The sequence below is a fragment of the Herbaspirillum sp. YR522 genome (genome assembly GCF_000282575.1).
Classification (GTDB): domain Bacteria; phylum Pseudomonadota; class Gammaproteobacteria; order Burkholderiales; family Burkholderiaceae_D; genus Herbaspirillum.
The window spans coordinates 45,368-69,894 of sequence record NZ_AKJA01000104.1; the positions used below are offsets into that span (position 1 = coordinate 45,368).

A 24,527-nucleotide genomic window follows, 5' to 3' on the forward strand; every position below is an offset into this window, starting at 1 on the left:
ATCTTATTTCGCAGAGCAGTATTTTTTTAATAGTTATTCCGCTCATTGAAATAACTAGGCATCACCTTCGTTGACCGTTCCGACCACCAGACATGGCCCCTGAATCACCCGATCACGACACCCCGGCCGCGCCCGCTGCGGCGGCCATGAGTGGCACGCAACGCACCTTTGCGGTGTTGCGCGCCCTGGCCGACGCACCGCCGACGGGCATGCGCGTGACGCAGGCCGCCCGCGCCGTCGGCCTGACCCAGGGCACCACCCATCGGCTGCTGCAGGCATTGGTGGCCGAGGGCATGGTCGAGCAGGATGCCCACAGCAAGCTGTACCGGCTCGGCATGGACCTGTTTTCGCTGGCCGCGCGCGCCGGCAACGCCTGGGACCTGCGCAGCCTGTGCCGGCCGGCGCTGCTGCGCCTGTGCGGCAGCCTGGGCGACACGGTGTTCCTGCTGGTGCGCTCGCGCTTCGATGCGGTGTGCGTCGATCGTATCGACGGGCCGTTTCCGATCCGTGCCTTCACCGGCGACATCGGTGGGCGCGTGGCGCTGGGCGTGGGCCAGGGCGCGCTGGCGATCCTGGCCTTCCTGCCGCCGGCCGAGCGCGAGGAAGTGATCCGCTACAACGTACCGCGCCTGCGCGAGTTCGGCGTCTACGACGAAGTCTATCTACGCACCGAGATCGAGCGCGTGCGCGAAAGCGGCTATGCCGCGCGCCAGGCCGGCCTGCTCGATGGCATGGCCGGACTGGCGGTGCCGCTGTTCGATCGCAGCGGCGCCATCGTCGCCGCCCTCAGCGTGGGCACGCTCACCGCGCGCCTGTCGGCAGACCGCCTGCCGACCGTGGTGCAGATGCTCAAGCGCGAGGCCGAGGCCTTGTCGGCGCGCATCAATCCCTTCGACCCGGCACTGCGCCGGCCAATGCATTCGTCGCCCGCCATGGAGCCAAGCCAATGAACAGCACCACTCCGATCCTGCTGGTCAAGTCCGGCGGCCCGCAAGCCATCGGCCAATGGCGCGCCCACCTGGCCGAGTTCGCCGCGCCGGTAGAGGTACGCGAGTGGAACGATCCCGAGGTCGATCCGCAGGCGGTGCACTACGCGCTGGTATGGCAACCCGACCCCGCGCGCCTGGCCCGCTACCCGAACCTCAAGGCGATCCTCAGCAGCGCCGCCGGGGTCGACCATATCCTGGCCGATCCCCAGTTGCCGGCGTCAGTGCCGATCGTGCGCATGGTCACGCCCGAGACCCAGCAGCGCATGGCCGAGTTCACGCTGATGAGTAGCCTCATGCTGTTGAAGGACATGCCGCGCGTGATCGGCCAGCAGGCACGCTGCGAATGGACCGAATTCTCGACCCCGCGCACCGCGCGCGAGACGCGCGTGGGCATCATGGGCCTGGGCGCGCTGGGCATGGCCTGCGCCCGCCTGCATGCGCAAATGGGCTTCATCACCGCCGGCTGGGCGCGCTCGGCACGCCAGGAGCCGGGGGTGCAGTGCTTCGCCGGCGCCGCCGACCTGCCGGCCTTTCTGGCCCGCACCGACATCCTGATCTGCCTGCTGCCCGATACCGAGGACACGCGGCAGTTGGTCGACGCACGCCTGCTGGCGCAATTGCCGAGCGGCGCCGGGTTCATCAATGTCGGCCGCGGCAGCCACGTCAACCATGCCGACCTGCTGGCCGCGCTCGATCGCGGCCAGCTCGGCGCAGCCCTGCTCGACGTGTTCGACACCGAGCCGCTGCCGGCGGCAGCCCCCTTCTGGCGCCATCCGCGCATCATCGTCACCCCGCATGGGGCGGCCACGCCTTCGCGCCGCGAGCGCGCGCGCCAGGCGGCGCTGACGATCGCCGCGTTCGAAGCCGGCCAGCCGCTGGCGCACGTCTACGACCGGGTGCGCGGATATTGACGGCGGCGGCCAACTTGCACGAAGGCGGGCCATCGTCTAGACTTTGGCGCTCCCTGGCCTGGCGCTATAGTTGTCAAAAAGCAATATAGCGACTCGCCCGTTGCCTCTCCCGAGGCCCACTTACCTGACGGCGACCCTTGGAATCCGTACCCTTATGGGTGCTGCTGACTGCACTCTTCGTCCTGATCCTGCTCTCGGCGTTCTTTTCGATGACCGAGACAGCGCTGATGGCGGCCAACCGCCACCGCTTGCGTCATCTCGCCAAGCAAGGCAGCCGACGCGCCATCACCATCCTGTGGCTGCTGGACCGTACTGACCGCCTGCTGTCGCTGGTGCTGATCGCCAACACCGCCATCAATGCCTTGGCCACGGCGCTGGTGACGGCCATCGCCATCGCCGCATTCGGCAACCACCAGCGCGTCATCACCGCCGCCACCGCCTGCGTGGCGGGGCTGCTGATCATCTTTGCCGAGATCGTGCCCAAGGTGATCGGTGCCACCTATCCGGAACGCATCTCGCTGTTTACCGGACTGGTGCTCAAACCCCTGATGCGCCTGGCCAAGCCGCTGATCTGGTTCGTCAACATCTTCGTCTCGGGCGTGCTCAAGGTGCTGCGCGTGAAGGTCGGCGCGCGCGCCGCCGAGCAACGGATCTCACCCGAGGAACTGCGCTCCATCGTGCTCGAGGGCGGCAGTTTCATCCCGCAGAAGCACAAGAGCATCCTGCTCAACCTGTTCGACCTGAAGAATATCTCGGTGGAAGACGTCATGACGCCGCGCGCCCAGGTCGAGGCCCTGAACCTGGATACGCCGATCAGCGAGATCCTGCACCAGCTCGCCACCTGCTACCACAACAAGCTGCCGGTGTTCGAAGGCGAGATCAACCAGGTCGCCGGCATCCTGCATGTGCGCCGGGCCATCTCGCTGTTCAACCACGAGCACGATCTCACCCACGACGACATCCGCGCGCTGCTGGCCGCGCCTTACTATGTGCCGGTCGATACCGATGTCTTCACCCAGTTGGCCTACTTCCAGGAAAACCACGAGCGCCTGGGCATCGTGGTCGACGAATACGGCGAGGTGCAGGGGCTGGTCACGCTGGAGGACATCATCGAGGAAATGATCGGTGAATTCACCACTTCGTCGCCCGGCAGCTCGGAAGGTTTCGCCTGGGATGCCGACCGTACCTGCCTGCTCGAAGGCAGCACCACGCTGCGCGATATCAACAAGCGGCTGGGCCTGCAGTTTCCGCTGGACGGCCCCAAGACCCTCAATGGCATGCTGCTGGAATACCTGCAGGACATCCCCGAGGCCAACGTGGCCATGAAGATCGCCGGCTGCGTCATCGAGATCGTGCAGGTGCAGAACCAGTCGATCCGCATGGTCAAGCTGATCGGATAAATTCGAGTCGGGTCCGCAATTGCCGTGATGGCGTGCCGTCGCGCGCCGTACCCCCTGCCGATATGGGAGACTGCCCGGCGTCTTCCTTGTCGACAGGCCAATCCCTTGGACAGTCCCTCCCCGCCCCCCCGCGGCGACCATCGCGACGATGCCCCGGTCGTGCACCTGCTGCACAAGCTGCTGGCCGATGCCGTCGCCCTGGGCGCCTCCGACGTGCATATCGAGCCGTTCGAGCATGTCTGCCGCGTGCGCTTGCGCATCGATGGCGTGCTGCACGAAATGCCGCCGCCACCGCTGTCGCTCAAGACCAAGCTTTCGGCCCGCATCAAGATCCTGGCGCAACTCGACATTGCCGAGCGGCGTCTGCCGCAGGACGGCAAGATGCGGGTCACCCTCGACCACGGTCGGAGGGTCGACCTGCGCGTGTCGACCCTGCCCACCCAGTTCGGCGAGAAGGTGGTGCTGCGTGTGCTCGACGGCGCGCCCGCTGCGCTGGCCGTCGACCAGCTGGGCTATGAACCGGCGCAACAAAAAGCGCTGCTGCAGGCCATCCGCAAGCCGCATGGCCTGGTGCTGATGACCGGCCCCACCGGTTCCGGCAAGACCGTCTCGCTGTACGCCTGCCTGCAATTGCTGAACCGGCCCGGGGTCAATATCGCCACCGCCGAGGACCCGGTCGAGATCAACCTGCCAGGGGTCAACCAGGTCAGCATCAACGAGCGCGCCGGGCTCGACTTTGCCGCCGCGCTGCGTGCCTTCCTGCGCCAGGACCCCGACGTCCTGATGGTGGGCGAGATCCGTGACCTCGACACCGCCGACATTGCGGTGAAGGCATCGCAGACCGGCCACCTGGTGCTGTCGACCCTGCATACCAACGACGCGCCGGCCACGCTCACGCGCCTGCTCAACATGGGGATCCCGGCCTTCAACATCGCCTCGTCGGTCACCCTGATCGTGGCGCAACGGCTGGTGCGCAAGCTGTGCGACTGTCGCCAGCCATTGACGCTGGCGCCCGAGTTGCTGCACCGGGCCGGCTTCTGCGAGGCCGACACGGCGGCCGGGCCGACCCTGTTCAAGCCACGCGGTTGCAGCCAGTGCAACCAGAGCGGCTATCGGGGCCGTACCGGCCTGTACCAGGTCATGCCGATCAGCCCCGGCATCGAGCAACTGATCCTGGCCAACGCCAGCGCCCAGGACCTGGCCCGCCAGGCGCGCGGCGAAGGCATCATCGACCTGCGCCGCGCCGGGTTGCTCAAGGTATTGCGAGGCCAGACCAGCCTGAGGGAAGTCCTTGCCTGCACCTGAACCCACACCTGCCCCGTCGACCTCCTCGGCCGCACGCCAGCGGCCGTTCGAGTGGGAGGGACTCGATCGCCAAGGGCTGCCGCAACGCGGCACCATCCTGGCGCACGACGTGGCGCTGGCGCGCGCCGCACTGCGCCGCCAAGGCTTGCGCGTGGCGCGTATCGGCGCCGCCGGCACCCGCGGCGGCGCTGCGGCGACGACGCGCCGGGCCACCGGGCGCGCTCGCGGCCGGATCAGCGACAAGCAGGTGGCGGCCTTCTTGCGCCAGCTGGCCACCATGTTGCAGGCGGGCTTGCCGTTGCTGCAGGCGCTCGACATCGCCACCGACGACGGCAGGGGCGAGATGGCGCCGTTGCTGCAGGCAATACGCGCCGACGTCGCCGCCGGCGAAAGCCTGCATGCAGCCCTGGCGCGCCACCCGCGCCAGTTCGAACCGCTGGTATGCAACCTGGTGCGGGCAGCCGAACTGGCCGGCATGCTCGACAGCATGCTCGATCGTATCGCCCTGTATCGCGAGAAGTCGTTGGCGCTGCGCGGCAAGATCCGGGCCGCGCTGGCCTATCCGTGCGCAGTGCTGGCCGCGGCAATGGTGGTGACGGTGGTGATCATGCTGTGGGTGGTGCCCTCGTTCGAAGAGATGTTTCGCAATTTCGGCGCCGAGCTGCCGTGGCCGACCCGGGTGGTGGTGACCCTTTCGCGCGGCCTGGCACGCCATTGGCTGCCGCTGCTGGGCGCGCTGGTGCTGGCCGGCGTCGGCGCCAGGTTGCTGTTGCGACGCCCCGGCGTGCGCCAGGCCTGGCAACGCGCCAGCCTGTCGCTGCCGCTGGCCGGCGGCCTGCTGCGGCGGGCCGCCATCGCCCGCTGGAGCCGTACCTTCGGCACCCTCTTCGGCGCCGGTATCGTGGTGGTGGATGCGCTGGAGAGCGCCGCCGGCAGCGCCGGCAACATCGTCTTTGCCGAAGCCAGCCTCGCCATGCGCCGAGCCGTCGGCCACGGCACCACCCTGCATGCTGCCATGCGCGACAGTGGCGTGTTTCCGGAGATGACGGTTCAGATGGTGGCCGTGGGCGAGCAATCGGGTGCGCTCGATGCCATGCTGGCACGCGTGGCCGAGCTGGCCGAGCGCGAGGTCGACGATGCCGTCAATGCGCTCACCAGTCTGATGGAACCGATTATCATGGCGGTTTTGGGCATATTGATCGGCGGCCTGGTCGTGGCCATGTACCTGCCGATATTCAATATGGGGTCGGTGCTCTAGAGCGGGTCTAACAACAATGTCTTACTTCGATGCGGCCGGCGCCGCCGGCAACCCCGTCATCACGCTGCTGGCAGCGCTGCTGGGCCTGGCGGTGGGCAGCTTCCTCAATGTGGTGATCCACCGCTTGCCGCGCATGATGCTGCGCGAGAGCGCCAATTTCTTCGCCGCCGAGCGTGGCGAGGCACTCCCGCATGCCGATCGCTACAACCTGATGCTGCCGCGCTCGGCCTGCCCCCATTGCGGCACCGCCATCGCCGCCCGGCACAATGTGCCGGTGCTGGGATGGCTCTGGTTGCGCGGCCGTTGCCATGCCTGCGGCGCCGCCATCGGCCTGCGCTATCCGGCCGTCGAAGTGATCACGGCTACCCTGTTCGCGGTGGCGGCGTGGCGCTTCGGCGCCGCCCAGCAGGGGCTGGCGATCATGCTGTGCTGCGCCTTCCTGGTGGCGCTGGCGTTCATCGATGCAGACACCATGCTGCTGCCCGACGACTTGACCCTGCCGCTGATGTGGCTGGGCTTGCTGCTCAACCTCAACCATTACCTGGCACCGCTGCACGACGCCGTGGTGGGCGCGGCGGCCGGCTATGTCGCGCTGTGGCTCATCTACTGGGGCTTCAAGCTGGCCACCGGCAAGGAAGGCATGGGGTATGGCGACTTCAAGCTGATGGCAGCGCTGGGCGCATGGCTGGGCTGGCAGGCGCTGCCCTTTGTGCTGCTGTCGGCCTCGGCGCTGGGGGCCATCGTCGGTATCGCGCTGGTATTGCTGCGCCGCCAGGAACGCGACCAACCGATTCCGTTCGGCCCCTACCTGGCCGTGGCGGGCATCATGGCCCTGCTGTTCGGGGCCAACTGGCTTTCATTCGGTTTCTACGACTATCGGTATCTTCCATGACTTCCTCGACGCAGCGTTTCTCGGTCGGATTGACCGGCGGCATCGGCAGCGGCAAGACCACGGTCGCCAACCTGCTGGGTGAACTGGGCGCGGCGCTGGTCGATACCGACGCCATCGCCCACCAGCTGACGGCACCGGGCGGGCTAGCGATCGCGGCCATCGCACAGCAGTTCGGTGCCGAGTTCATCGACGCCCGGGGCGCCATGGACCGCGCCCGCATGCGCAACCATGTGTTCGGCAACCCGCTGGCACGTCACCGGCTCGAAGCCATCCTGCATCCGCTCATCGGTAGCGAGACCATCAGCGCCGCCGAGCGCGCCGACGGCCACTACCTGGTCTTCGTGGTGCCGCTGCTGGTCGAATCCGGCAACTGGGTCGGGCGTACCTCGCGCATCCTGGTGGTCGACTGCGACGAAGAAATCCAGGTCGCCCGGGTAATGGCGCGCAACGGCCTGGCCCGCCACGAGGTCGAGGCGATCATGGCGGCCCAGGCCAGTCGCGCGGCGCGCCTGGCGGTGGCCGACGACGTCGTCGAGAACAATGGCAGCGCCGCGCAATTGATACCGCACGTACAGGCATTGCATGCCAGCTATCTGGCATTGGCTCGGCAGGCCGCCATTCAATTGTAATTTTCCTCTGCATGGGTCAGAATCACACACAACGTCGCCGGTAGTGCGCGACATGCCGCCACCGTGTCCGGTTCAACCAATAAAGGGATCATGCTTTGATCGTCTACGAATACCCTTTCAATGAGCGTATTCGCACGCTGTTGCGACTGGAAGACCTGTACGAGAAGTTCGTCTTCTTCTTGCACCAGGAAAGCCCGCATCAGCATCACATCGCCCTTTCGACCATCTTCGAAATGCTGGAAGTGGCCGGACGTGCCGACCTCAAGTCGGACCTGCTGCAAGAACTCGAACGGCAAAAGCAGATCCTGCTGGCCTACCAGACCAACCCCAATGTCGAGCCCGAGATGCTCAATGCGATCCTGGCCGAGGTCGACCAGGCCAGCACCGCCCTGGCCGCAGCCCAGGGCAAGACCGGGCAGAACATCCGCGACAACGAATGGCTCATGAGCATCCGCGGGCGCACCATCATCCCCGGCGGGGCCTGCGAATTCGATTTGCCGGCCTACTATGCCTGGCAACAACATTCCTTCGAACGCCGCTTCACCGACATCTCGACCTGGTTCGCGCCGCTGGCGGCCTTGTTCGATGCCATCTCGATCGTTCTGCGCCTGCTGCGCGAATCGGGGCATGCGGTCAAGATCAATGCCGAAGGCGGTAGTTATCAACAGATGCTGCAAGGCAAGGTGTACCAGATGCTGCGTTTGTCACTCGACATCGAGCTGGGCGCGATCCCCGAGATCTCGGCCAACAAATACATGCTGTGGGTGCGCTTCACCCAGCAGGATGGTGAACCCAAGCCCCGTTCGTTCGACGGCGAAGTGCCGTTCGAACTGGCGCTGTGCGGTTTCTGAGGGGGCCATCATGACTGCTGTCGTCGACTGCCCTACCTGTGGCGCCAAGGTGCAATGGATCGAAAAGAACAAGTTCCGCCCGTTTTGCTCGGAACGCTGCAAACAGATCGACCTGGGGGCCTGGGCCGAGGAAAAATACGCCATTCCCGCAGTGAACCTGCCGCAGGCCGACGACGAGGATCAGCCGCTGCAATAGCAACGGCATGGCATCATCGACGCGCATGAAAAAAAGCCGCATCGCGCGGCTTTTTCGCTTGAATGGCACTCAATCGGGCTCGATCACATCCGATCCTCGCCGTAGCGCAGGCGATCCAGCCATTCGATCAACGGGATGGTCGCCGGCAGCAGCGGTTCGACCCCGACCGAGCCCTGCCAGGCAAAGGCCTGGCCTTCCAGGCCCTGCGGTTGGCCGCGCCATTGGCGGCTGATGAAGAAATGCAATCGCACATGGGCGTGCGGATAGACGTGCTCGACCCCGCACCAGGGCTCGCCGTCGATGACCTCCAGCCCCAGTTCTTCCTTCAGCTCGCGCTGCAAGGCCGCGAAGATCGTCTCGCCGGCTTCGACCTTGCCACCCGGGAACTCCCAATAGCCCGCATAGGGCTTGCCCGCCGGGCGCTGGCCCAGCAACACGTCGCCATTGGGCTGCATCAGGATGCCGACGGCGACGTCGATCGGCGCCTGCCTGAGTTCGCCCATCAGGGCTGCGCCCGGCCGGCGTAGTCGCGCGCGAACTGCCACGCCACGCGCCCCGAACGTGAGCTGCGCTGCAAGGCCCAGCGCAGGGCATCGCCACGCGCGGCCTCGACCTGGGCGTCGGTGCAACCGAAATGACGCAGCCAGTGCGCCACGATGTCGAGGAAGTCGTCCTGCTTGAACGGGTAGAAAGTGACCCACAGCCCGAAGCGCTCCGACAGCGAGATCTTTTCCTCGACGGTCTCGCCAGGATGCAGGTCGCCGTCTTCGGTATGGGTATAGGTGCTGTTGTCGGACAGGCGCTCGGGCATCAGGTGGCGGCGGTTGGACGTGGCATAGATCAGCACGTTGTCGGATTGCGCCGCGATGCTGCCATCGAGCGCCACCTTCAATGCCTTGTAGCCGCTTTCGCCTTCTTCGAAGGACAGGTCGTCGCAGAACACGATGAAGCGCTCGGGCCGGGCCGACACCAGTTCAACGATATCCTGCAGGTCATGCAGGTCGTCCTTGTCGACTTCGATCAGGCGCAGGCCGCGATCGGCATACTGGTTCAGGCAAGCCTTGATCAGCGACGACTTGCCGGTGCCGCGGGCGCCGGTCAGCAACACGTTGTTGGCCGGGCGCCCGTCGACGAACTGGCGCGTGTTCTGGTCGATCTGCTCCTTCTGCGGGCCGATGTTATGCAGGTCGGACAAGCCGATCTTCGAGATCTGCCCCACCGATTGCAGGTAGCCGGCGCGCTGGCCGGACGCACCGCGCCAGCGGAAGGCGACCCCGGCGTTCCAGTCCGGCTCGCGGCCGGCGGCATTGGGCAGGATGGCTTCGACCCGCGCCAGCAAGGCTTCGGCACGCAGCAGGAATTGATCTAACTGGTTCATGGCGTTCAGGACCTGTAGTCGGCGTTGATGGTGACGTAGTCGTGCGACAGGTCGCAGGTCCAGATGGAAGCGCGCGCCTCGCCACGCGCCAGCTTCACCCGCACCACGATCTCCGACTTCTGCATGACGCGCTGGCCATCCTCCTCGCGGTAGTCGGGGTTGCGTCCGCCATCCTTGGCGACCCACACATCGTCCAGGTACAGGTTGAGCCGCGACACGTCGAGGTCGTCCACGCCGGCATAGCCGATGGCGGCCAGGATCCGGCCCAGGTTCGGGTCGGACGCGAAGAAGGCGGTCTTGACCAGCGGCGAGTGGCCGATCGAGTAGGCGATCTGGCGGCATTCCTCGACGCTGCGGCCACCTTCCACGGCCACTTCGATGAACTTGGTGGCGCCTTCGCCATCGCGCACGATCTGGTGCGCCAGCTGTTGCGACAGCGCCGTGACGGCGGCCGCCAGTTGCCGGTATTCGGCGCTATCGGCGCTGCTGATGTCGAGTTCGCCGGCGCCGGTGGCCACCAGGATGAAGGAATCGTTGGTGGAGGTATCGCCGTCGATGGTGATGCAGTTGAACGATTGGTCCGCGGCGTCCTTGACCAGCTGGTTCAGCAGCGCCTGCGGCAGCTTGGCGTCGAACGCCAGGAAACCCAGCATGGTCGCCATGTTGGGCTTGATCATGCCGGCCCCCTTGCTGATACCGGTCATCACCACCTGCTTGCCGCCGATGGTCAGCGTGCGCGACGCCGCCTTGGGCTGGGTGTCGGTGGTCATGATGGCTTCGGCGGCATTGAACCAGTTGTCGGCCTTGAGGTTGGCGATGGCCTGGGGCAGCCCGGCGACGATGCGCTCGACCGGCAGCGGCTCGAGGATCACCCCGGTGGAGAACGGCAGGATCTGGGCCGCATCCACGCCCAGCAGGCCGGCCAGGGCGTCGCAGGTGGCATTGGCGCGGGCCAGGCCTTCTTCGCCGGTGCCGGCGTTGGCATTGCCGGTATTGATCACCAGCGCCCGGATGGGCTTGTCGGCGGCCAGCTGTTCGAGGTGGGCCTTGCATACCTGTACCGGCGCGGCACAGAAACGGTTCTTGGTAAATACGCCGGCCACCGTGGCCGTGGGTGCCAGCTTGAGCACCAGCAGGTCCTTGCGATTGGCCTTGCGCACGCCCGCCTCGGCATGGCCGAGTTCGATGCCGGCGACGGCTTTGAGGTCGGAAGAAACGGGGATCGGCGAATTGACGGCCATGGCATGCTTTCAGCAAAAAATCGAAGCGCCTATTTTAAACACTTTCGATCTCATGCTGATGACAAAGCCCACCGGCTTCACGGCAACAGGTTCTTGACCACCACCAGCCAGGGCCGCTGCGCGAACGGTAGCGCACGCCCCTGGGGGTCGACCGCGATCAGCGACTCGGACACCGAATTGAAGACATTGCCGCCGATGACGCCGGCCCAGCCCTCGTCGGCATGCACTTCGACCACCAGGTCGCAGTGCCCGGCCAGCCCCGGCCGTATGTCTTCCAGCGTGGTGGCGGCATTGTCGCCGCGCGGGGCGCACACCAGGTCGCCCTCGCCGAGCGGCTCGCTGGCGGCGGGACGCAACACGAACTGCGGTGCCGGGCGGGCCTGGCGAGCGCGCAGGAAGCTCAGATAGTTGAAATGGGTCTCGCTGGGGGCGAAGTCCTGCGGCGCCACGTTGGTCGACACCATCAGCCACGAGATGAACGCGGCCGACCAGGGCTGGTCGCAATCGGCGCCGCTCAGGTTGCGGCCGACGGCGTGCCAGTATTGGCCCACCCGCGACACCGCCTCGCCTTCGTCTTCCAGCAGGCCCAGGCGGGGCGAGCTGAAGGGCTCATGGCGCATGTCGATCTGCTGGTTGCCGAAGAAGTCCCATTCGGCCCGCGCCGCGGCCACCAGCGCCGCCCGGGTCGGGGCGGCGGTGCTGATGGCCACTGGCGGCACCGCCGTCATGGTCACGGGGGGCGCCGCCGGCGTGGGCACGACATAGCCGGGATCGCCCGGCTGCCACTGCGGCAACGGCTGGGATGCGCAGCCTGCCAGCAGCATTGCGGCGGCCAGCAGCGGCAGGTAACGGTGTGGGTGCATGGTGTCCTCGAAAAAAAACCGTTCACCAGGTCCTGGTGAACGGTTTGCGTGATCCCGGCGCGGGCCGATCCTGGCGTCGGATCAGGCCAGCTTGCCGTGGCACTGCTTGTACTTCTTGCCGCTGCCGCACGGGCAAGGATCGTTGCGACCGACCTTGGCGTATTCGGACTCGGTGCCTGCGGCCTGCTCGGACGCCGCCGGCGCCAGCAGCTCTTCGGGAGCGGCCTCGGGGTCGAAGTCGGCATGCTGGAAATGCACGTTGGCCGGGCCGCCGGCGGCCAGGCTTTCCTCGGCCGCCTCGATCTCTTCGCGGCTCTGGATACGCACCGTCATCACCACCTTGATCACTTCGTTCTTGATCAGGTCGAGCATCTGCGCAAAAAGTTCGAAGGCTTCACGCTTGTATTCCTGCTTGGGGTTCTTCTGGGCATAACCGCGCAGGTGGATACCCTGGCGCAGGTGGTCCAGTGCGGCCAGGTGCTCGCGCCAGTGATTGTCGATGCTCTGCAGCATGACGCTGCGCTCGAAGCCGGCAAAGGCTTCCACGCCGACCACCGCCACCTTGGCGTCGTAGACCTCCCTGGAGGCGTTCAGCACGCGCTCGAGCAGGTCGTCGTCGGCCAGGTCGGGCTCGGCTTCGAGGATGGCGTCGAGCGCAACGTCGAGTTGCCATTCGTTCTTGAGCACGGCTTGCAGGCCGGGGATATCCCACTGCTCTTCCATCGACTCGGCCGGCACGTGCTGGCGGAACAGGTCGGTGAACACGCCCTCGCGCAGCGACGTGATCATCTCGGTCATGTCGCCCGATTCCAGCAATTCGTTGCGTTGCTGGTAGATCACCTTGCGCTGGTCGTTGGCCACGTCGTCGTATTCGAGCAGCTGCTTGCGCACGTCGAAGTTGCGCGCCTCGACCTTGCGCTGGGCCGACTCGATCGAGCGGCTGACGATGCCCGCCTCGATCGGTTCGCCCTCGGGCATCTTCAGGCGATCCATGATGGCACGCACGCGGTCGCCGGCAAAGATGCGCAGCAGGGCATCGTCCAGCGACAGGTAGAAACGCGACGAGCCGGGGTCGCCCTGGCGGCCGGAACGACCACGCAACTGGTTGTCGACGCGACGCGATTCATGCCGCTCGGTACCGATGATGTGCAGGCCGCCGGCATTGACCACGTGGTCGTGCAGCGACTGCCATTCGCCGCGCAGCTGCTCGCCGCGCGCGGCCTTGTCGGCGTCCGACAGGCTGGCGTCGGCGTCGATCAGTTGCACCTGCTTGTCGACATTGCCGCCCAGCACGATGTCGGTGCCGCGACCGGCCATGTTGGTGGCGATGGTGATCATCTTGGGACGACCCGCCTGCGCCACGATCTCGGCTTCGCGCGCGTGCTGCTTGGCATTGAGCACGTTGTGCGGGAGCTTGGCCTTGTTGAGGATGCCCGACAGCAGTTCGGAATTCTCGATCGAGGTGGTGCCCACCAGCACCGGCTGGCCGCGCTCGTAGCAGTCCTGGATGTCCTTGACCATCGCCATGTACTTCTCTTGCGCCGTCTTGTACACCTGGTCCTGGCGGTCCTTGCGGGCGTTCGGGCGATTGGGCGGGATCACCACGGTTTCCAGCTTGTAGATTTCCTGGAATTCGTAGGCTTCGGTGTCGGCCGTACCGGTCATGCCGGACAGCTTGCCGTACATGCGGAAGTAGTTCTGGAAGGTGATCGAGGCCAGGGTCTGGTTCTCGTTCTGGATCTTCACGCCTTCCTTGGCCTCGACTGCCTGGTGCAGGCCGTCGGACCAGCGGCGACCCGTCATCAGGCGGCCGGTGAATTCGTCGACGATGGTCACTTCGCCGTTCTGCACCACGTAGTGCTGGTCCTTGTGATACAGCGTATGGGCGCGCAGCGCCGCGTACAGGTGATGGATCAGCGTGATGTTGGCCGTGTCGTAGAGCGAGGCGCCCTCCGGCAGCAGGCCCATCTGGGTCAGGATCTGCTCGGCCTTGTCGTGACCGGCCTCGGTCAACAGCACCTGGTGGCTCTTCTCGTCCTTGGTGTAGTCGCCGGGAACCTCGATCTTGCCCTTGCCGTCCGGTGTTTCCTCGCCGATCTGCAGCGTCAGCAGCGGCGGCACGCCGTTCATCTTGTGGTACAGCTCGGTGTGGTTCTCGGCCTGGCCGGAGATGATCAGGGGCGTACGCGCCTCGTCGATCAGGATCGAGTCGACTTCATCGACGATGGAGAAGTTCAGCCCGCGCTGGACGCGGTCGCCAGCGTCGAACACCATGTTGTCACGCAGGTAGTCGAAGCCGAATTCGTTGTTGGTGCCGTAGGTGATGTCGGATGCGTAGGCCTCTTGCTTGAGGTCGTGCTCCATCTGCGACAGGTTCACGCCGGTGCTCAGGCCCAGCCAACCATAGAGCGCGCCCATCGACTCGGCGTCGCGCTGCGCCAGGTAGTCGTTGACGGTGATGACGTGCACGCCTTTTCCGCCCAGCGCATTGAGGTAGGCCGGCAACGTCGCCATCAGGGTCTTGCCTTCGCCAGTGCGCATTTCGGCGATCTTGCCGAAATGCAGCGCCATGCCACCGATCAGCTGGACATCGAAGTGACGCATCTTGAGCACGCGGCGGCTGGCTTCGCGGCATACGGCAAAGGCTTCCGGCAGGATCGCGTCGAGGCTCTCGCCACCGGCGATGCGCTGTTTGAATTCCGGCGTCTTGGCCTGAAGTTCGGTATCCGTCAGCTTTTCGATCGACGGCTCGAGCGCGTTGATCTGGCGGACGATTTTTTGATATTGTTTTAGCAACCGCTGGTTACGGCTACCGAAGATCTTGGTCAGAAATGACATGCTTGGATTCTATAAAAGAGCCGAAAAGGATACCGGCCGCAGGCGCTTTGGCACGCCCGGCGTGGAAAGGCCAATAATAAACCGCCGATTTTAGCACGCGCGCACGACTGGGCGCCGCACTACACCCGGCTGTAGATCGGGACCGATCGCAAAGATTCAATACGCGCCGATGGTGCCGGAAGATGTCGGCCTGGCAATCCTAGCGGCCGGCCACGAACACCGGTGCCGCCCGCGGCTGGTTGCCGCCGGTGGCGCCCAGCGCCAGGAACTTGCGCGGGTCCTGCGCCACGCCGCGGATGCGCACCTCGAAATGCAGGTGGGCGCCGGTCGAACGCCCGGTCGAGCCGACATCGGCCACGTGCTGGCCGCGCTTGACGATATCGCCCACCTTGACCGATAGCTGCGAGGCATGGGCATAGCGGGTGATGATGTTGTTGCCGTGGTCGATCTCGAGCATGTTGCCGAATTGATAATGGTATTCGGCTGCGATCACCACCCCGGCGGCCGCAGCGACGATGCGGGTGCCGACCGGCGCCGGGAAGTCCAGCCCCTCGTGAAAGGCGTTGTGGCCGCTGAAGGGGTCGAGCCGCCAGCCGAAACTCGATGAGTTATAGGCCACGTTGACCGGTTGGTTGGTCGGCAAGAGGCGCGACTTGATCCTGTCGCTCATCAGGGTCGACTCGACTGCATTGAGATAATCGGTGCGATGGCCGGCGTCGACCGCCAGGGCGTCGAGCATCTTCTGCAGCTCGCTCATGCCGACTTCGCGCCCGGGACCGCCGATGCTGGAATTCTCGACCCCGCCGCGCCCGGGCAATTCCTTGAAGTTGAACTCCTCGGGACGTACCCCGGCCAGGCCCTGCACCCGTTCGCCCAAGGCATCCAGGCGCATCATCTGGGCCTGCATCTCGCCCAGCTTGACGGCCATCATGGCCAGGTTTTCCTTCAGGTATTTTTCCTTGCGGTCGTCTTCCTGCTGGCTCATCGATACCGCCAGGCGGTGGAACACGGGCGATGCGTCGGCGTCGGCCGCGTGGCGCAACGCCATATAGGACAGCAGCGCCGCCGATCCGAACACGCTAGCGACCAGCAGCAGCAGTGCAACCAGCAAGTGGCGCGAGGTCAGGGTGATCGAGCGCGCCTTGGTCAGGCGGGGGTGCAACAGGATGATCTGCATCTTTTCTCCATGGAGCCGGTAGCGGCCAGGCCGCATCAACGGGCTCTCAGACACCAGCCGGTGATGAACCGGATGTGATAAGGTTTCAAGATGAAGTACGCATCCACATTCACCCCTTATCGGCCCAGCCTCACGAGCGCTCAACGCATGGCGCGCAGCACCAAGGAGGCCTCGGTATACCTGCAGTCGAACTCGGCGATGGCGGCCCTGATGCCGGCACTGGCTCGCCTGAGCTCACTGCAGAAGGCATGCAAGGCGAGCTTGCCGAGCATGTTCGAGACTTGCGAGATATTGCAATTCGAATCGGGGCAACTGGTAATGAGCGCGCCCAACGCGGCACTCGCGGCCCGACTCAAGCAATTGCTCCCCCGGCTGCAAGACCGGCTGCAAAAAGACGGATGGCAGGTTAATTCAATCCGTATCAAAGTGCAAGTTGGCAAGATTGCCGCGCCGCCACCCGTTCCCAAGCGGGTCTTGGAACTGCCTTCGACTGCCGTCACATCGTTCGCCGAATTGAGTACGGCGCTCGAGGACACCCCGCGCAATCAGGCGTTGAAGGACGCCATCGATGCCATGGTACGCCGTCGCACCGCCCGTACATAGGCCGAACAGGCACCTCAAAACGGCTTATTTCCACATAGCAACATCCGCTGCGGGCCAGCTGGCTGACTCAGTTGAGCGCCCACTCCTGCTTGGCCTGCATCACGTAGGTCTGGGGCGCGGTCTCGAGCGAGTCGAAGGTGACGATTTCATAAGCGTCGGGCTGGCTCAGCAGTTGTCGCAGCAACTGGTTGTTGAGGCCGTGGCCGGACTTGTGGGCGTCATAGCTGGCCAGCAGCGGATGACCGATGATGTAGAGATCGCCGATCGCATCGAGGATCTTGTGGCGTACGAACTCGTTGTCATAGCGCAAGCCATCGGCATTGAGGATGCGGTACTCGTCCATGACGATCGCGTTCTCGAATGAGCCACCGCGGGCCAGGCCCATGCCGCGCAGGGTCTCGACGTCCTGCATGAAACCGAAGGTGCGGGCGCGGGCGATTTCCTTGACGTACGAATCGACGCCGAAATCGACCTCGGCCACCTGGCCGGTGCCATCCACGGCGGGGTGGTTGAATTCGATGAAGAACTTCAGCCTGAAGCCGTTGTACGGTTCCAGGCGCGCCCACTTTTCCTTGTCGCCGGCGCCTTCGCGCACTTCGACCGGCTTGGTCACGCGAATGAATTTCTTGGCCGCGTTCTGTTCTTGCAGCCCGGCTTGTTGCAACAGGAACACGAACGACGATGCCGATCCATCCATGATGGGGATCTCTTCGGCGGTCAGGTCGATATAGAGATTGTCGATGCCCAGGCCGGCGCAGGCCGACAGCAGGTGCTCGACAGTGGAAACCTTGGCGCCGTCCTTGGTCAGGGTCGACGCCATGCGGGTGTCGCCCACGCCGGTGGCCAGCATCGGCATTTCGACCACCGGATCGAGATCGATCCTGCGGAAGATGATGCCGACATCCGGCGCGGCCGGGCGCAAGGTCAGTTCGACCTTGGTGCCCGAGTGCAGTCCGACGCCAACGGTACGGACCAGGTTCTTGATTGTGCGCTGTTTCAACATCCGGTCATTATAGCCATGCCGGACCGGTCCAGCCGCCGCATTGTTGCAAAACGGGGTCAGCAGTAAACCATTTACCAGGCTTGACGGGCAGTCGGCCAAGCCACCGCGTTGCCGGGTTGGCAACCCGTCGCCCCCGGACCAGGTCGGGGCGACCGGCGCCGGGTCGTCATGGTCGCGCCGGGCCCGCCGGCAACCGGTGTCGCGCTGGCCTCAGAGCTGGCCCAGCAGCGTCTCGGCGTTGGACACCTCGAACTTGCCGGGCGCCTCCAGGTTGAGCTGCTTGACCACGCCGTCTTCGATGAGCATCGAGTAACGTTGCGAGCGCACGCCCATGCCGCGCTCGGTCAGGTCGAATTCCATGCCCAGGGCCTTGGTGAAGATGGCGCTGCCGTCACCCAGCATGCGCACCACGCCAGTGGCCTTCTGTTCGCGGCCCCAGGCGCCCATGACGAACGGGTCATTGACCGACAGGCACCAGATCTCGTCGACGCCCTTGGCCTTGAACTGCTCGGCGCTGGCGATGTAGCCCGGCACGTGCTTGGCCGAACAGGTGGGCGTAAAGGCGCCGGGCAATGCGAACAGCGCGATCTTCTTGCCCTTGACCAGGTCGGCCACCTCAAAGGTATTGGGGCCGAGCGAACAGCCTTCGGTTTCGGTCTCGATGAATTCAGCCAGTTTGCCCGCTGGCAGGCGGTCGCCGATCTTGATGGTCATGTGTGTTCCTTGTCTTTGGTCAGTGAGGTGCGCGGAAATAAAAACGCCGCGCCCCGATGCTTCGGGGCGCGGCGCTAGTATGCCGCAGTCTGCTTTTTCGTGCGCCGCGTCACGCGAGGACGGCGATGCGGCGCATTCCAGGACGGACTCAGTCTGCCTGCTTGCGCAGGAAGGCCGGGATGTCGTAGGTTTCCATGCCGTTCTTTTCCAATGCACGAACGGTGTCGGAAGCCGACTCGCGACGCCACACGGCAGGCTGCTTGAAGCCGCCGAAGGTGCCGGCAGGCTGCGCCGCGCCCTGGCTGATGGCGCCGGTGGCCATGATCGGCTCGTTGTGCGTACCGGTACGCATGACCGGGGTCTGCACCAGTTGCACCGCCTTGCGCGCACGGCCCAGCCCGGTGGCAACCACGGTCACGCGGATCTCGTCGCCCATGCTGTCGTCGTAGGCAATGCCCTGCGCGATCGATGCATCGGGAGCGGCGAAGGCACGTACGGTCGCCATCACTTCCTTGATTTCCTTGCCCTTGAGGCTGCGGCTGGCGGTGACGTTGACCAGCACGCCGCGCGCGCCCGACAGGTCGATGCCATCCAGCAGTGGCGAGGCCACGGCCTGTTCGGCGGCAACCCGCGCGCGATCCACGCCGGAGGCGGTGGAGGTGCCCATCATGGCCTTGCCCTGCTCGCCCATGATGGTCTTGACGTCGTTGAAGTCGACGTTGATGTGACCCGGCACGTTGATGATCTCGGCAATACCGGCCACGGCATTGTTGAGCACGTCGTCGGCATGCGACAGCCATTCGATCATGCTGTCGTCTTCATAGATCTCCTCGAGCTTCTCGTTGAGGATGATGATGAGCGAGTCGACGTGCTGCGACAGTTCTTCCAGGCCGGCGTCGGCGATGTCCATGCACTTCTGGCCTTCGTACGAGAACGGCTTGGACACCACCGCCACCGTCAACGCGCCTTGCTGCTTGGCCACCTGCGCCACCACCGGCGCGGCGCCGGTACCGGTACCGCCACCCATGCCGGCGGCGATGAACACCATGTGCGCGCCGCGCAGCGAATCCTCGATGCGCGAGCGGGTGTCTTCGGCCAGGCGACGGCCGACTTCCGGTTGCATGCCCGCACCCAGGCCGGTCTCGCCGATCTGGATGACGTTATGCGCCTTGGACTGCTTGAGCGCCTGCGCGTCGGTGTTGGCGCAGATGAATTCGACGCCCGACACACCCTTGTTGATCATATGCTGCACGGCGTTGCCGCCGGCACCGCCGACCCCGACCACCTTGATGATCGTGCCCAACGTTGCATTGTCGACCATATCGATTTCCATGATGACTCCTTTAAATTATGTGTGTCTGCAGCAGGCAGTTGATAGGCATCACGCGCTGTGACGACTAGCAACTGAGAACTGCATGCCTGTACGACCAAGTATGTTTGAACCGCTTTTTCTACTATTCACCGAACTGCATCGTGCCCGCATGCTACCTAACTCCGGGCCCGACTGTTTTACTGATTACCGCCTTAACAAATAACCGACTCGCCAAATCACCTCTTGCGCACCGCCGACACACTACTGCCTGGTCCGGCGGCGGCAACAAACTTTTACATCCTGATGCACAACAAGCTCGACCGTGCTCAGAAGTTACCCAGGAACCACTCCTTCATGCGCTGCCACACCGCCTTGACCGAACCCTCCTGGCGCGTGACGATGTAGCCGCGCAGGTATTGCTTCTTGGCCTCTTGCAGCAGGCCCAGCACCGTCGAATATCGGGGGCTGCGCACCACGTCGGCCAACTGGCCGCTGTACTCGGGGGTACCCAGGCGCGCCGGCTTGAGGAAGATGTCCTCGGCCAGCTCGGTCATGCCCGGCATCATCGCCGAGCCACCGGTGAGCACGATGCCCGACGACAGGACTTCTTCGTAGCCCGACTCGCGCACCACCTGGTGCACCAGCGCAAACAGCTCCTCGACGCGCGGCTCGATGACTGCCGCCAGCGCCTGGCGCGACAAGGTACGGGGGTTGCGATCGCCCAGCCCGGGCACTTCCAGGGTTTCGGTCGGATCGGCCAGGATCTGCTTGGCCACGCCGTAGCGCAACTTGATTTCTTCTGCCTCCAGCGTCGGCGTGCGCAATGCCATGGCAATGTCGTTGGTGATCTGGTCGCCGGCGATCGGGATCACGGCCGTATGGCGGATCGCGCCTTCGGTAAACACCGCCACGTCGGTGGTGCCGCCACCGATGTCGATCAGCACCACGCCCAGTTCGCGCTCGTCCACCGTCAGCACCGCATCGGCCGACGCCATCGGCTGCAGGATCAGGTCCGACACCTCGAGGCCGCAGCGACGCACGCACTTGACGATGTTCTGTACCGCGGACACGGCGCCGGTGACGATGTGCACCTTGACTTCCAGGCGGATGCCGCTCATGCCGATCGGCTCGCGCACGTCTTCCTGGTTGTCGACGATGAACTCCTGCGGCACCGTATGCAACAACTGCTGGTCGGTCGGGATGTTGACCGCCTTGGCGGTCTCGATCACGCGCGAGACGTCGGCGGCGGTGACTTCCTTGTCCTTGATGGCGACCATGCCGCTCGAATTGAAGCTGCGGATATGGCTGCCGGCAATTCCGGTATAGACGTTTCTGATCTTGCAGTCGGCCATTAGTTCGGCTTCTTCGAGCGCGCGCTGGATGGATTCGACGGTGGCCTCGATATTGACCACCACGCCCTTCTTGAGGCCCTTGGATTCTGACTGGCCCAGGCCGATGACTTCATGGCGGCCGTCGGGCAACACCTCGGCCACTACCGCCACCACCTTGGAGGTGCCGATGTCGAGTCCGACGATCAGGTTCTTTGCGTCTTTTGTCATGTCGTTGTCGCTTATTTCTTTTTACCGTTCAATCCCGCCAGCACCATGCCATCCGCCTTGAGCGCCAACCCGTTGGGGTAGCGCAGGTCCACGTTTTCTATCTTGCCCTGCAGGCGCTGCATCAACTGCGGGTACACCGCCACCAACCGATCGACGCGCTCCTTCAGTACTGCATCACCCTGGTCGCGGCCCAGTTCGACCGTCATGCCGTTGTCCATGCGCAGCGTCCACGCATACCGATTGGACAATTGCAGGCTCTCGGGCTCCAGCTTGAGCGGCGCAAACCACTGCCTGAACTGCGCCAGCCTGGCCACCACCTGCGCCTCGCTGCCTTCCGGGCCGTCGAATTCGAGCAGGTCGCCGTCATCCTCGGCCTCGGCCAGGTTGGCGGTGAATACGTCGCCCTTCTGCGACAACAGCTTGCCGTCCTCGCCCCAGGTGCCGAGCGCCCGGTGCTCCTCTATCTTCACCACCAGCCGGTCCGGCCACTCGCGCCGCACCAATGCCCGCCGCACCCATGGCACCGCCTCGAAGGCGCTGCGCACCGCCGTCAGGTCGGTGGTGAAGAAGTTGCCCCGGATGCGTGGCACTGCCGCCGAACGCACCGTGAGGGCATTGATCTTCTCCAGCGGCAGCTCGTTGGCGCTTTCGATGCGGATGGTGTGCAGCGTAAACATTGGCCGCTGCGCCACCCACCACAATCCCGAGCCCACCAGCGCCAATGCCACCAACGCCAGCAGGGCGCTGCTGGCGGCGTTGAGCATCTTGGCGTCCTGCCACATCGTTGAGCCTCTTCCGTTTACTGCGCTGCAGGCTGCGGCGACCAGGCAGCCGCAGGCTTCATGTCCAGCGCCGCCAGTTGCAGGATCTCGCAGCACAGGTCTTCGTAGCTCAGGCCCTCGGCCTTGGCCGCCATCGGCACCAGCGAATGCCCGGTCATGCCCGGCGAGGTGTTGATCTCGAGCAGGTACGGCTCGCTCTTGCCATCGCCATCCCGCAGCATGAAATCGACCCGGCTCCACCCGCGGCAACCCACCGCGTGATAGGCCTGCACTGCCAGCTCCTGCAGCCTCAGCGCCAGCGCGGCATCGACCGGGGCCGGGCACAGGTACTGCGTGTCGTCGGTGAAATACTTGTTCTGGTAATCGTAGTTGCCGCCCGGGGCACGGATCTCGATCACCGGCAGGGCGCGCGCATCGCGCCCGGTGCCGATCACCGGCACCGTCAATTCGCGACCACGGATGAATTCCTCGGCCAGCACCACGTCGTCGTATCGGGCGCACAGCGCGAAGCCTTCCTGCATGTCGGAATAGCCGTTGACCTTGGCGATGCCGATGGTCGACCCCTCATGCGGCGCCTTCAACATCAGCGGCAGGCCCAGTTGGTCGGGCACCACGCGCAATTGCTCGCGCGTGGTGGCATGGGCATCGAGCACGGCAAAGCGCGGCGTCGGCAAGCCGTGGGCCAGCCAGATGCGCTTGGTCATGACCTTGTCCATGGCAATGCTGGAGGCCATCACGCCGGGTCCGGTATAGGGCAGGCCCATCTGTTCCAGCGCCCCCTGCAGGGTGCCGTCCTCGCCGTAGCGCCCGTGCAGCGCGATGAAGACGCGGTCGAAGCGCTCGGCTTCCAGCTGGCCCAGGCTGCGCTCGGCCGGATCGAAGGGGTGGGCATCCACGCCCTTGCTGCGCAGGGCTTGCAGCACCCCGTTGCCGGACATCATCGACACTTCGCGCTCGGCCGAGCGACCGCCGAACAGCACGCCGACGCGGCCGAAGCCCTTGATGGTGGCCTGATCGATCATGCCGCACCTCCAGTCTTGTCGGTTGCCATGGTGGTCAGCCGGGCAGGCACGGCGGCGATCGAGCCGGCGCCCATGGTCATGACCACGTCGCCATCGCGCACCACGTTGAAGATGGTCTCGGGCATATCGGCGATATCGTCCACGAACACCGGCTCGACCTTGGCGGCGGCGCGCAACGCATGCGCCAGCGAACGCCCGTCGGCGGCCACGATCGGCGCCTCGCCGGCCGAATAGACCTCGGCCAGCACCAGCACGTCGGGCGTGGACAGCACCTTGACGAAGTCTTCGAACAGGTCGCGGGTACGGGTATAGCGGTGCGGCTGGAACGCCAGCACCAGGCGTCGACCGGGATAGGCGCCACGCGCCGCGGCAATGGTGGCGGCGGTCTCGACCGGATGGTGACCGTAGTCGTCGATCAGCGTGAAATGACCGGCCGGACGGCCTTCGGCGTCCACCAGCGGCACCTCGCCATAGCGCGTGAAGCGGCGTCCCACGCCGTTGAACTCGATCAGGGCCTTTTGCGTGGCGGCATCGTCGACGTCGAGCTCGCGGGCGATGGCGATGGCCGCGCAGGCGTTCTGCACATTGTGCATCCCGGGCTGGTTCAGGCTGATCTGCATCGGCGCATAGCCGTCCTGGATCACGGTGAATTCCATATGTCCGTCGACGGCACGGGCATCGATGGCGCGCACGTCGGCGTCTTCGTGGAAACCGTAGGTCAGGATCGGCTTGGAGATCATCGGCATGATCTCGCGCACGTGGGCATCGTCCAGGCACAGCACGGCCACGCCATAGAACGGCAGGCGCTGGGTGAACTCGACGAAGGCCTGTTTCAGGCGCGCGAAATCATGGTTGTAGGTCTCCATGTGATCGGCGTCGATGTTGGTGATGACCTCGATGACCGGCGTCAGGTTGAGGAACGAGGCGTCGGACTCGTCGGCCTCGGCCACGATGAATTCGCCGGTGCCCAGCTTGGCGTTGGCACCGGCGCTGGTGAGCCGGCCGCCGATGACGAAGGTCGGGTCCAGTCCGCCCTGGGCCAGCACGCTGGCCACCAGGCTGGTGGTGGTGGTCTTGCCGTGGGTGCCGGCAATCGCGATGCCCTTCTTCAGGCGCATCAGTTCGCCCAGCATCACTGCCCGCGGCACGATGGGAATATGTTTCTTGCGCGCGGCCAGCACCTCGGGATTGTCGCCCTTGACGGCGGTCGAGGTGACGATGGCGTCGGCGCCATCGATGTTCTCGGCCGCATGGCCATAGCGAATGGCCGCGCCCAGTTGCGCCAGGCGCTGGGTGGCGGCGTTGCTGCCCAGGTCGGAGCCCGAGACGCCATAGCCGAGGTTCAGCATGACCTCGGCGATGCCGCTCATTCCAGAGCCGCCGATACCGACGAAATGAATATTCTTGACGCGATGCTTCATGGTGCTACCAGCCCTTCGAGCACGCGCGCGATTGCCTCGTTGGCATCGCGCCGGCCTTGTTCGTATGCCGCCTGCGCCATTGCCTGGCATGCAGCGCGGTCCATTTTCTGCAGCAAACCCGCCAATGCCTGCGGCGTCAGTTCGCGTTGGGGCAAGTGGATGGCGGCCCCATTGGCGGCCATC

Annotated in this window: 23 protein-coding genes and 1 pseudogene; 10 read left to right on the plus strand and 14 right to left on the minus strand. The window is 65.1% G+C overall.

Features of this window, described 5'->3' with window-relative positions; all coding sequences use genetic code 11:
- Positions 1-92 precede the first annotated feature (92 nt).
- From PMI40_RS13715 to yacG, 9 genes are all read left to right on the plus strand, one after another.
- On the plus strand, positions 93-950 hold the full coding sequence (locus PMI40_RS13715) for an IclR family transcriptional regulator (protein ID WP_008116379.1): 858 nt from the start codon (positions 93-95) through the stop codon (positions 948-950).
- Entirely contained in the window at positions 947-1,900 is a 954-nt protein-coding gene (locus tag PMI40_RS13720; RefSeq protein WP_008116381.1) for a glyoxylate/hydroxypyruvate reductase A, read from the plus strand. The genes PMI40_RS13715 and PMI40_RS13720 overlap by 4 nt, the downstream gene beginning before the upstream one ends.
- Before the next feature lie 137 nt (positions 1,901-2,037).
- Positions 2,038-3,300 (plus strand): HlyC/CorC family transporter, encoded by a 1,263-nt coding sequence (locus tag PMI40_RS13725; protein ID WP_008116382.1) that lies wholly within the window; start codon positions 2,038-2,040, stop codon positions 3,298-3,300.
- A 105-nt stretch (positions 3,301-3,405) separates the two neighbouring features.
- Entirely contained in the window at positions 3,406-4,605 is a 1,200-nt protein-coding gene (locus tag PMI40_RS13730; RefSeq protein WP_008116383.1) for a GspE/PulE family protein, read from the plus strand.
- The gene (locus tag PMI40_RS13735; RefSeq protein ID WP_008116385.1) at positions 4,592-5,863 is read left to right on the plus strand and encodes a type II secretion system F family protein; all 1,272 of its coding nucleotides are present in this window, start codon (positions 4,592-4,594) and stop codon (positions 5,861-5,863) included. Before PMI40_RS13730 ends, PMI40_RS13735 begins: the two co-directional genes overlap by 14 nt.
- Before the next feature lie 16 nt (positions 5,864-5,879).
- The gene (locus PMI40_RS13740; protein ID WP_008116387.1) at positions 5,880-6,755 is read left to right on the plus strand and encodes an A24 family peptidase; all 876 of its coding nucleotides are present in this window, start codon (positions 5,880-5,882) and stop codon (positions 6,753-6,755) included.
- Complete coding sequence (gene coaE / locus PMI40_RS13745; RefSeq protein WP_008116389.1) at positions 6,752-7,384, plus strand: dephospho-CoA kinase; 633 nt, start codon at positions 6,752-6,754, stop codon at positions 7,382-7,384. The genes PMI40_RS13740 and coaE overlap by 4 nt, the downstream gene beginning before the upstream one ends.
- A gap of 95 nt (positions 7,385-7,479) precedes the next feature.
- The gene (gene zapD / locus PMI40_RS13750; RefSeq protein WP_008116391.1) at positions 7,480-8,235 is read left to right on the plus strand and encodes a cell division protein ZapD; all 756 of its coding nucleotides are present in this window, start codon (positions 7,480-7,482) and stop codon (positions 8,233-8,235) included.
- A gap of 10 nt (positions 8,236-8,245) precedes the next feature.
- Positions 8,246-8,431, plus strand: a complete 186-nt coding sequence (gene yacG / locus PMI40_RS13755; RefSeq protein ID WP_008116392.1) for a DNA gyrase inhibitor YacG — start codon at positions 8,246-8,248, stop codon at positions 8,429-8,431.
- Between the two features lie 83 nt (positions 8,432-8,514).
- Here the strand turns inward: yacG and mutT are convergent, their stop codons facing one another.
- From mutT to PMI40_RS13785, 6 genes are all read right to left on the minus strand, one after another.
- Positions 8,515-8,934, minus strand: coding sequence for an 8-oxo-dGTP diphosphatase MutT (gene mutT, locus PMI40_RS13760; protein WP_008116394.1), 420 nt, complete (start codon positions 8,932-8,934; stop codon positions 8,515-8,517).
- On the minus strand, positions 8,934-9,809 hold the full coding sequence (locus PMI40_RS13765) for an ATP-binding protein (protein ID WP_008116396.1): 876 nt from the start codon (positions 9,807-9,809) through the stop codon (positions 8,934-8,936). Before PMI40_RS13765 ends, mutT begins: the two co-directional genes overlap by 1 nt.
- 5 nt (positions 9,810-9,814) lie before the next feature.
- Positions 9,815-11,050, minus strand: a complete 1,236-nt coding sequence (gene argJ / locus PMI40_RS13770; RefSeq protein ID WP_008116397.1) for a bifunctional glutamate N-acetyltransferase/amino-acid acetyltransferase ArgJ — start codon at positions 11,048-11,050, stop codon at positions 9,815-9,817.
- A 77-nt stretch (positions 11,051-11,127) separates the two neighbouring features.
- A complete protein-coding gene (locus PMI40_RS13775; protein ID WP_008116399.1) occupies positions 11,128-11,913 on the minus strand; it encodes a DUF2272 domain-containing protein in 786 nt (261 codons plus the stop codon).
- Between the two features lie 81 nt (positions 11,914-11,994).
- The gene (gene secA / locus PMI40_RS13780; RefSeq protein WP_008116400.1) at positions 11,995-14,751 is read right to left on the minus strand and encodes a preprotein translocase subunit SecA; all 2,757 of its coding nucleotides are present in this window, start codon (positions 14,749-14,751) and stop codon (positions 11,995-11,997) included.
- A gap of 199 nt (positions 14,752-14,950) precedes the next feature.
- The gene (locus PMI40_RS13785; protein ID WP_008116401.1) at positions 14,951-15,928 is read right to left on the minus strand and encodes a M23 family metallopeptidase; all 978 of its coding nucleotides are present in this window, start codon (positions 15,926-15,928) and stop codon (positions 14,951-14,953) included.
- Between the two features lie 90 nt (positions 15,929-16,018).
- On the opposite strand from PMI40_RS13785, the gene PMI40_RS13790 reads away from it, so the two are divergent.
- Positions 16,019-16,531, plus strand: a complete 513-nt coding sequence (locus PMI40_RS13790) for a DciA family protein (RefSeq protein ID WP_040502055.1) — start codon at positions 16,019-16,021, stop codon at positions 16,529-16,531.
- Positions 16,532-16,598: 67 nt separating this feature from the next.
- Here the strand turns inward: PMI40_RS13790 and lpxC are convergent, their stop codons facing one another.
- From lpxC to PMI40_RS24390, 8 genes and pseudogenes are all read right to left on the minus strand, one after another.
- Positions 16,599-17,534, minus strand: coding sequence for a UDP-3-O-acyl-N-acetylglucosamine deacetylase (gene lpxC / locus PMI40_RS13795; protein WP_008116403.1), 936 nt, complete (start codon positions 17,532-17,534; stop codon positions 16,599-16,601).
- 210 nt (positions 17,535-17,744) lie between these two features.
- Positions 17,745-18,248, minus strand: a complete 504-nt coding sequence (locus PMI40_RS13800) for a peroxiredoxin (protein ID WP_008116404.1) — start codon at positions 18,246-18,248, stop codon at positions 17,745-17,747.
- A 148-nt stretch (positions 18,249-18,396) separates the two neighbouring features.
- The gene (gene ftsZ / locus PMI40_RS13805) at positions 18,397-19,581 is read right to left on the minus strand and encodes a cell division protein FtsZ (protein WP_008116405.1); all 1,185 of its coding nucleotides are present in this window, start codon (positions 19,579-19,581) and stop codon (positions 18,397-18,399) included.
- A gap of 305 nt (positions 19,582-19,886) precedes the next feature.
- A complete protein-coding gene (gene ftsA / locus PMI40_RS13810; RefSeq protein WP_008116408.1) occupies positions 19,887-21,119 on the minus strand; it encodes a cell division protein FtsA in 1,233 nt (410 codons plus the stop codon).
- Between the two features lie 11 nt (positions 21,120-21,130).
- Positions 21,131-21,901 (minus strand): cell division protein FtsQ/DivIB, encoded by a 771-nt coding sequence (locus PMI40_RS13815; protein ID WP_008116410.1) that lies wholly within the window; start codon positions 21,899-21,901, stop codon positions 21,131-21,133.
- A 17-nt stretch (positions 21,902-21,918) separates the two neighbouring features.
- On the minus strand, positions 21,919-22,923 hold the full coding sequence (locus tag PMI40_RS13820) for a D-alanine--D-alanine ligase (protein ID WP_008116412.1): 1,005 nt from the start codon (positions 22,921-22,923) through the stop codon (positions 21,919-21,921).
- Positions 22,920-24,344: a UDP-N-acetylmuramate--L-alanine ligase gene (gene murC / locus PMI40_RS13825; RefSeq protein ID WP_008116414.1), complete on the minus strand. Its 1,425-nt coding sequence runs from the start codon at positions 24,342-24,344 to the stop codon at positions 22,920-22,922. The genes PMI40_RS13820 and murC overlap by 4 nt, the downstream gene beginning before the upstream one ends.
- Positions 24,341-24,527: pseudogene (locus tag PMI40_RS24390) on the minus strand (UDP-N-acetylglucosamine--N-acetylmuramyl-(pentapeptide) pyrophosphoryl-undecaprenol N-acetylglucosamine transferase); the annotation flags it as partial. The gene murC and the pseudogene PMI40_RS24390, both read right to left, overlap by 4 nt.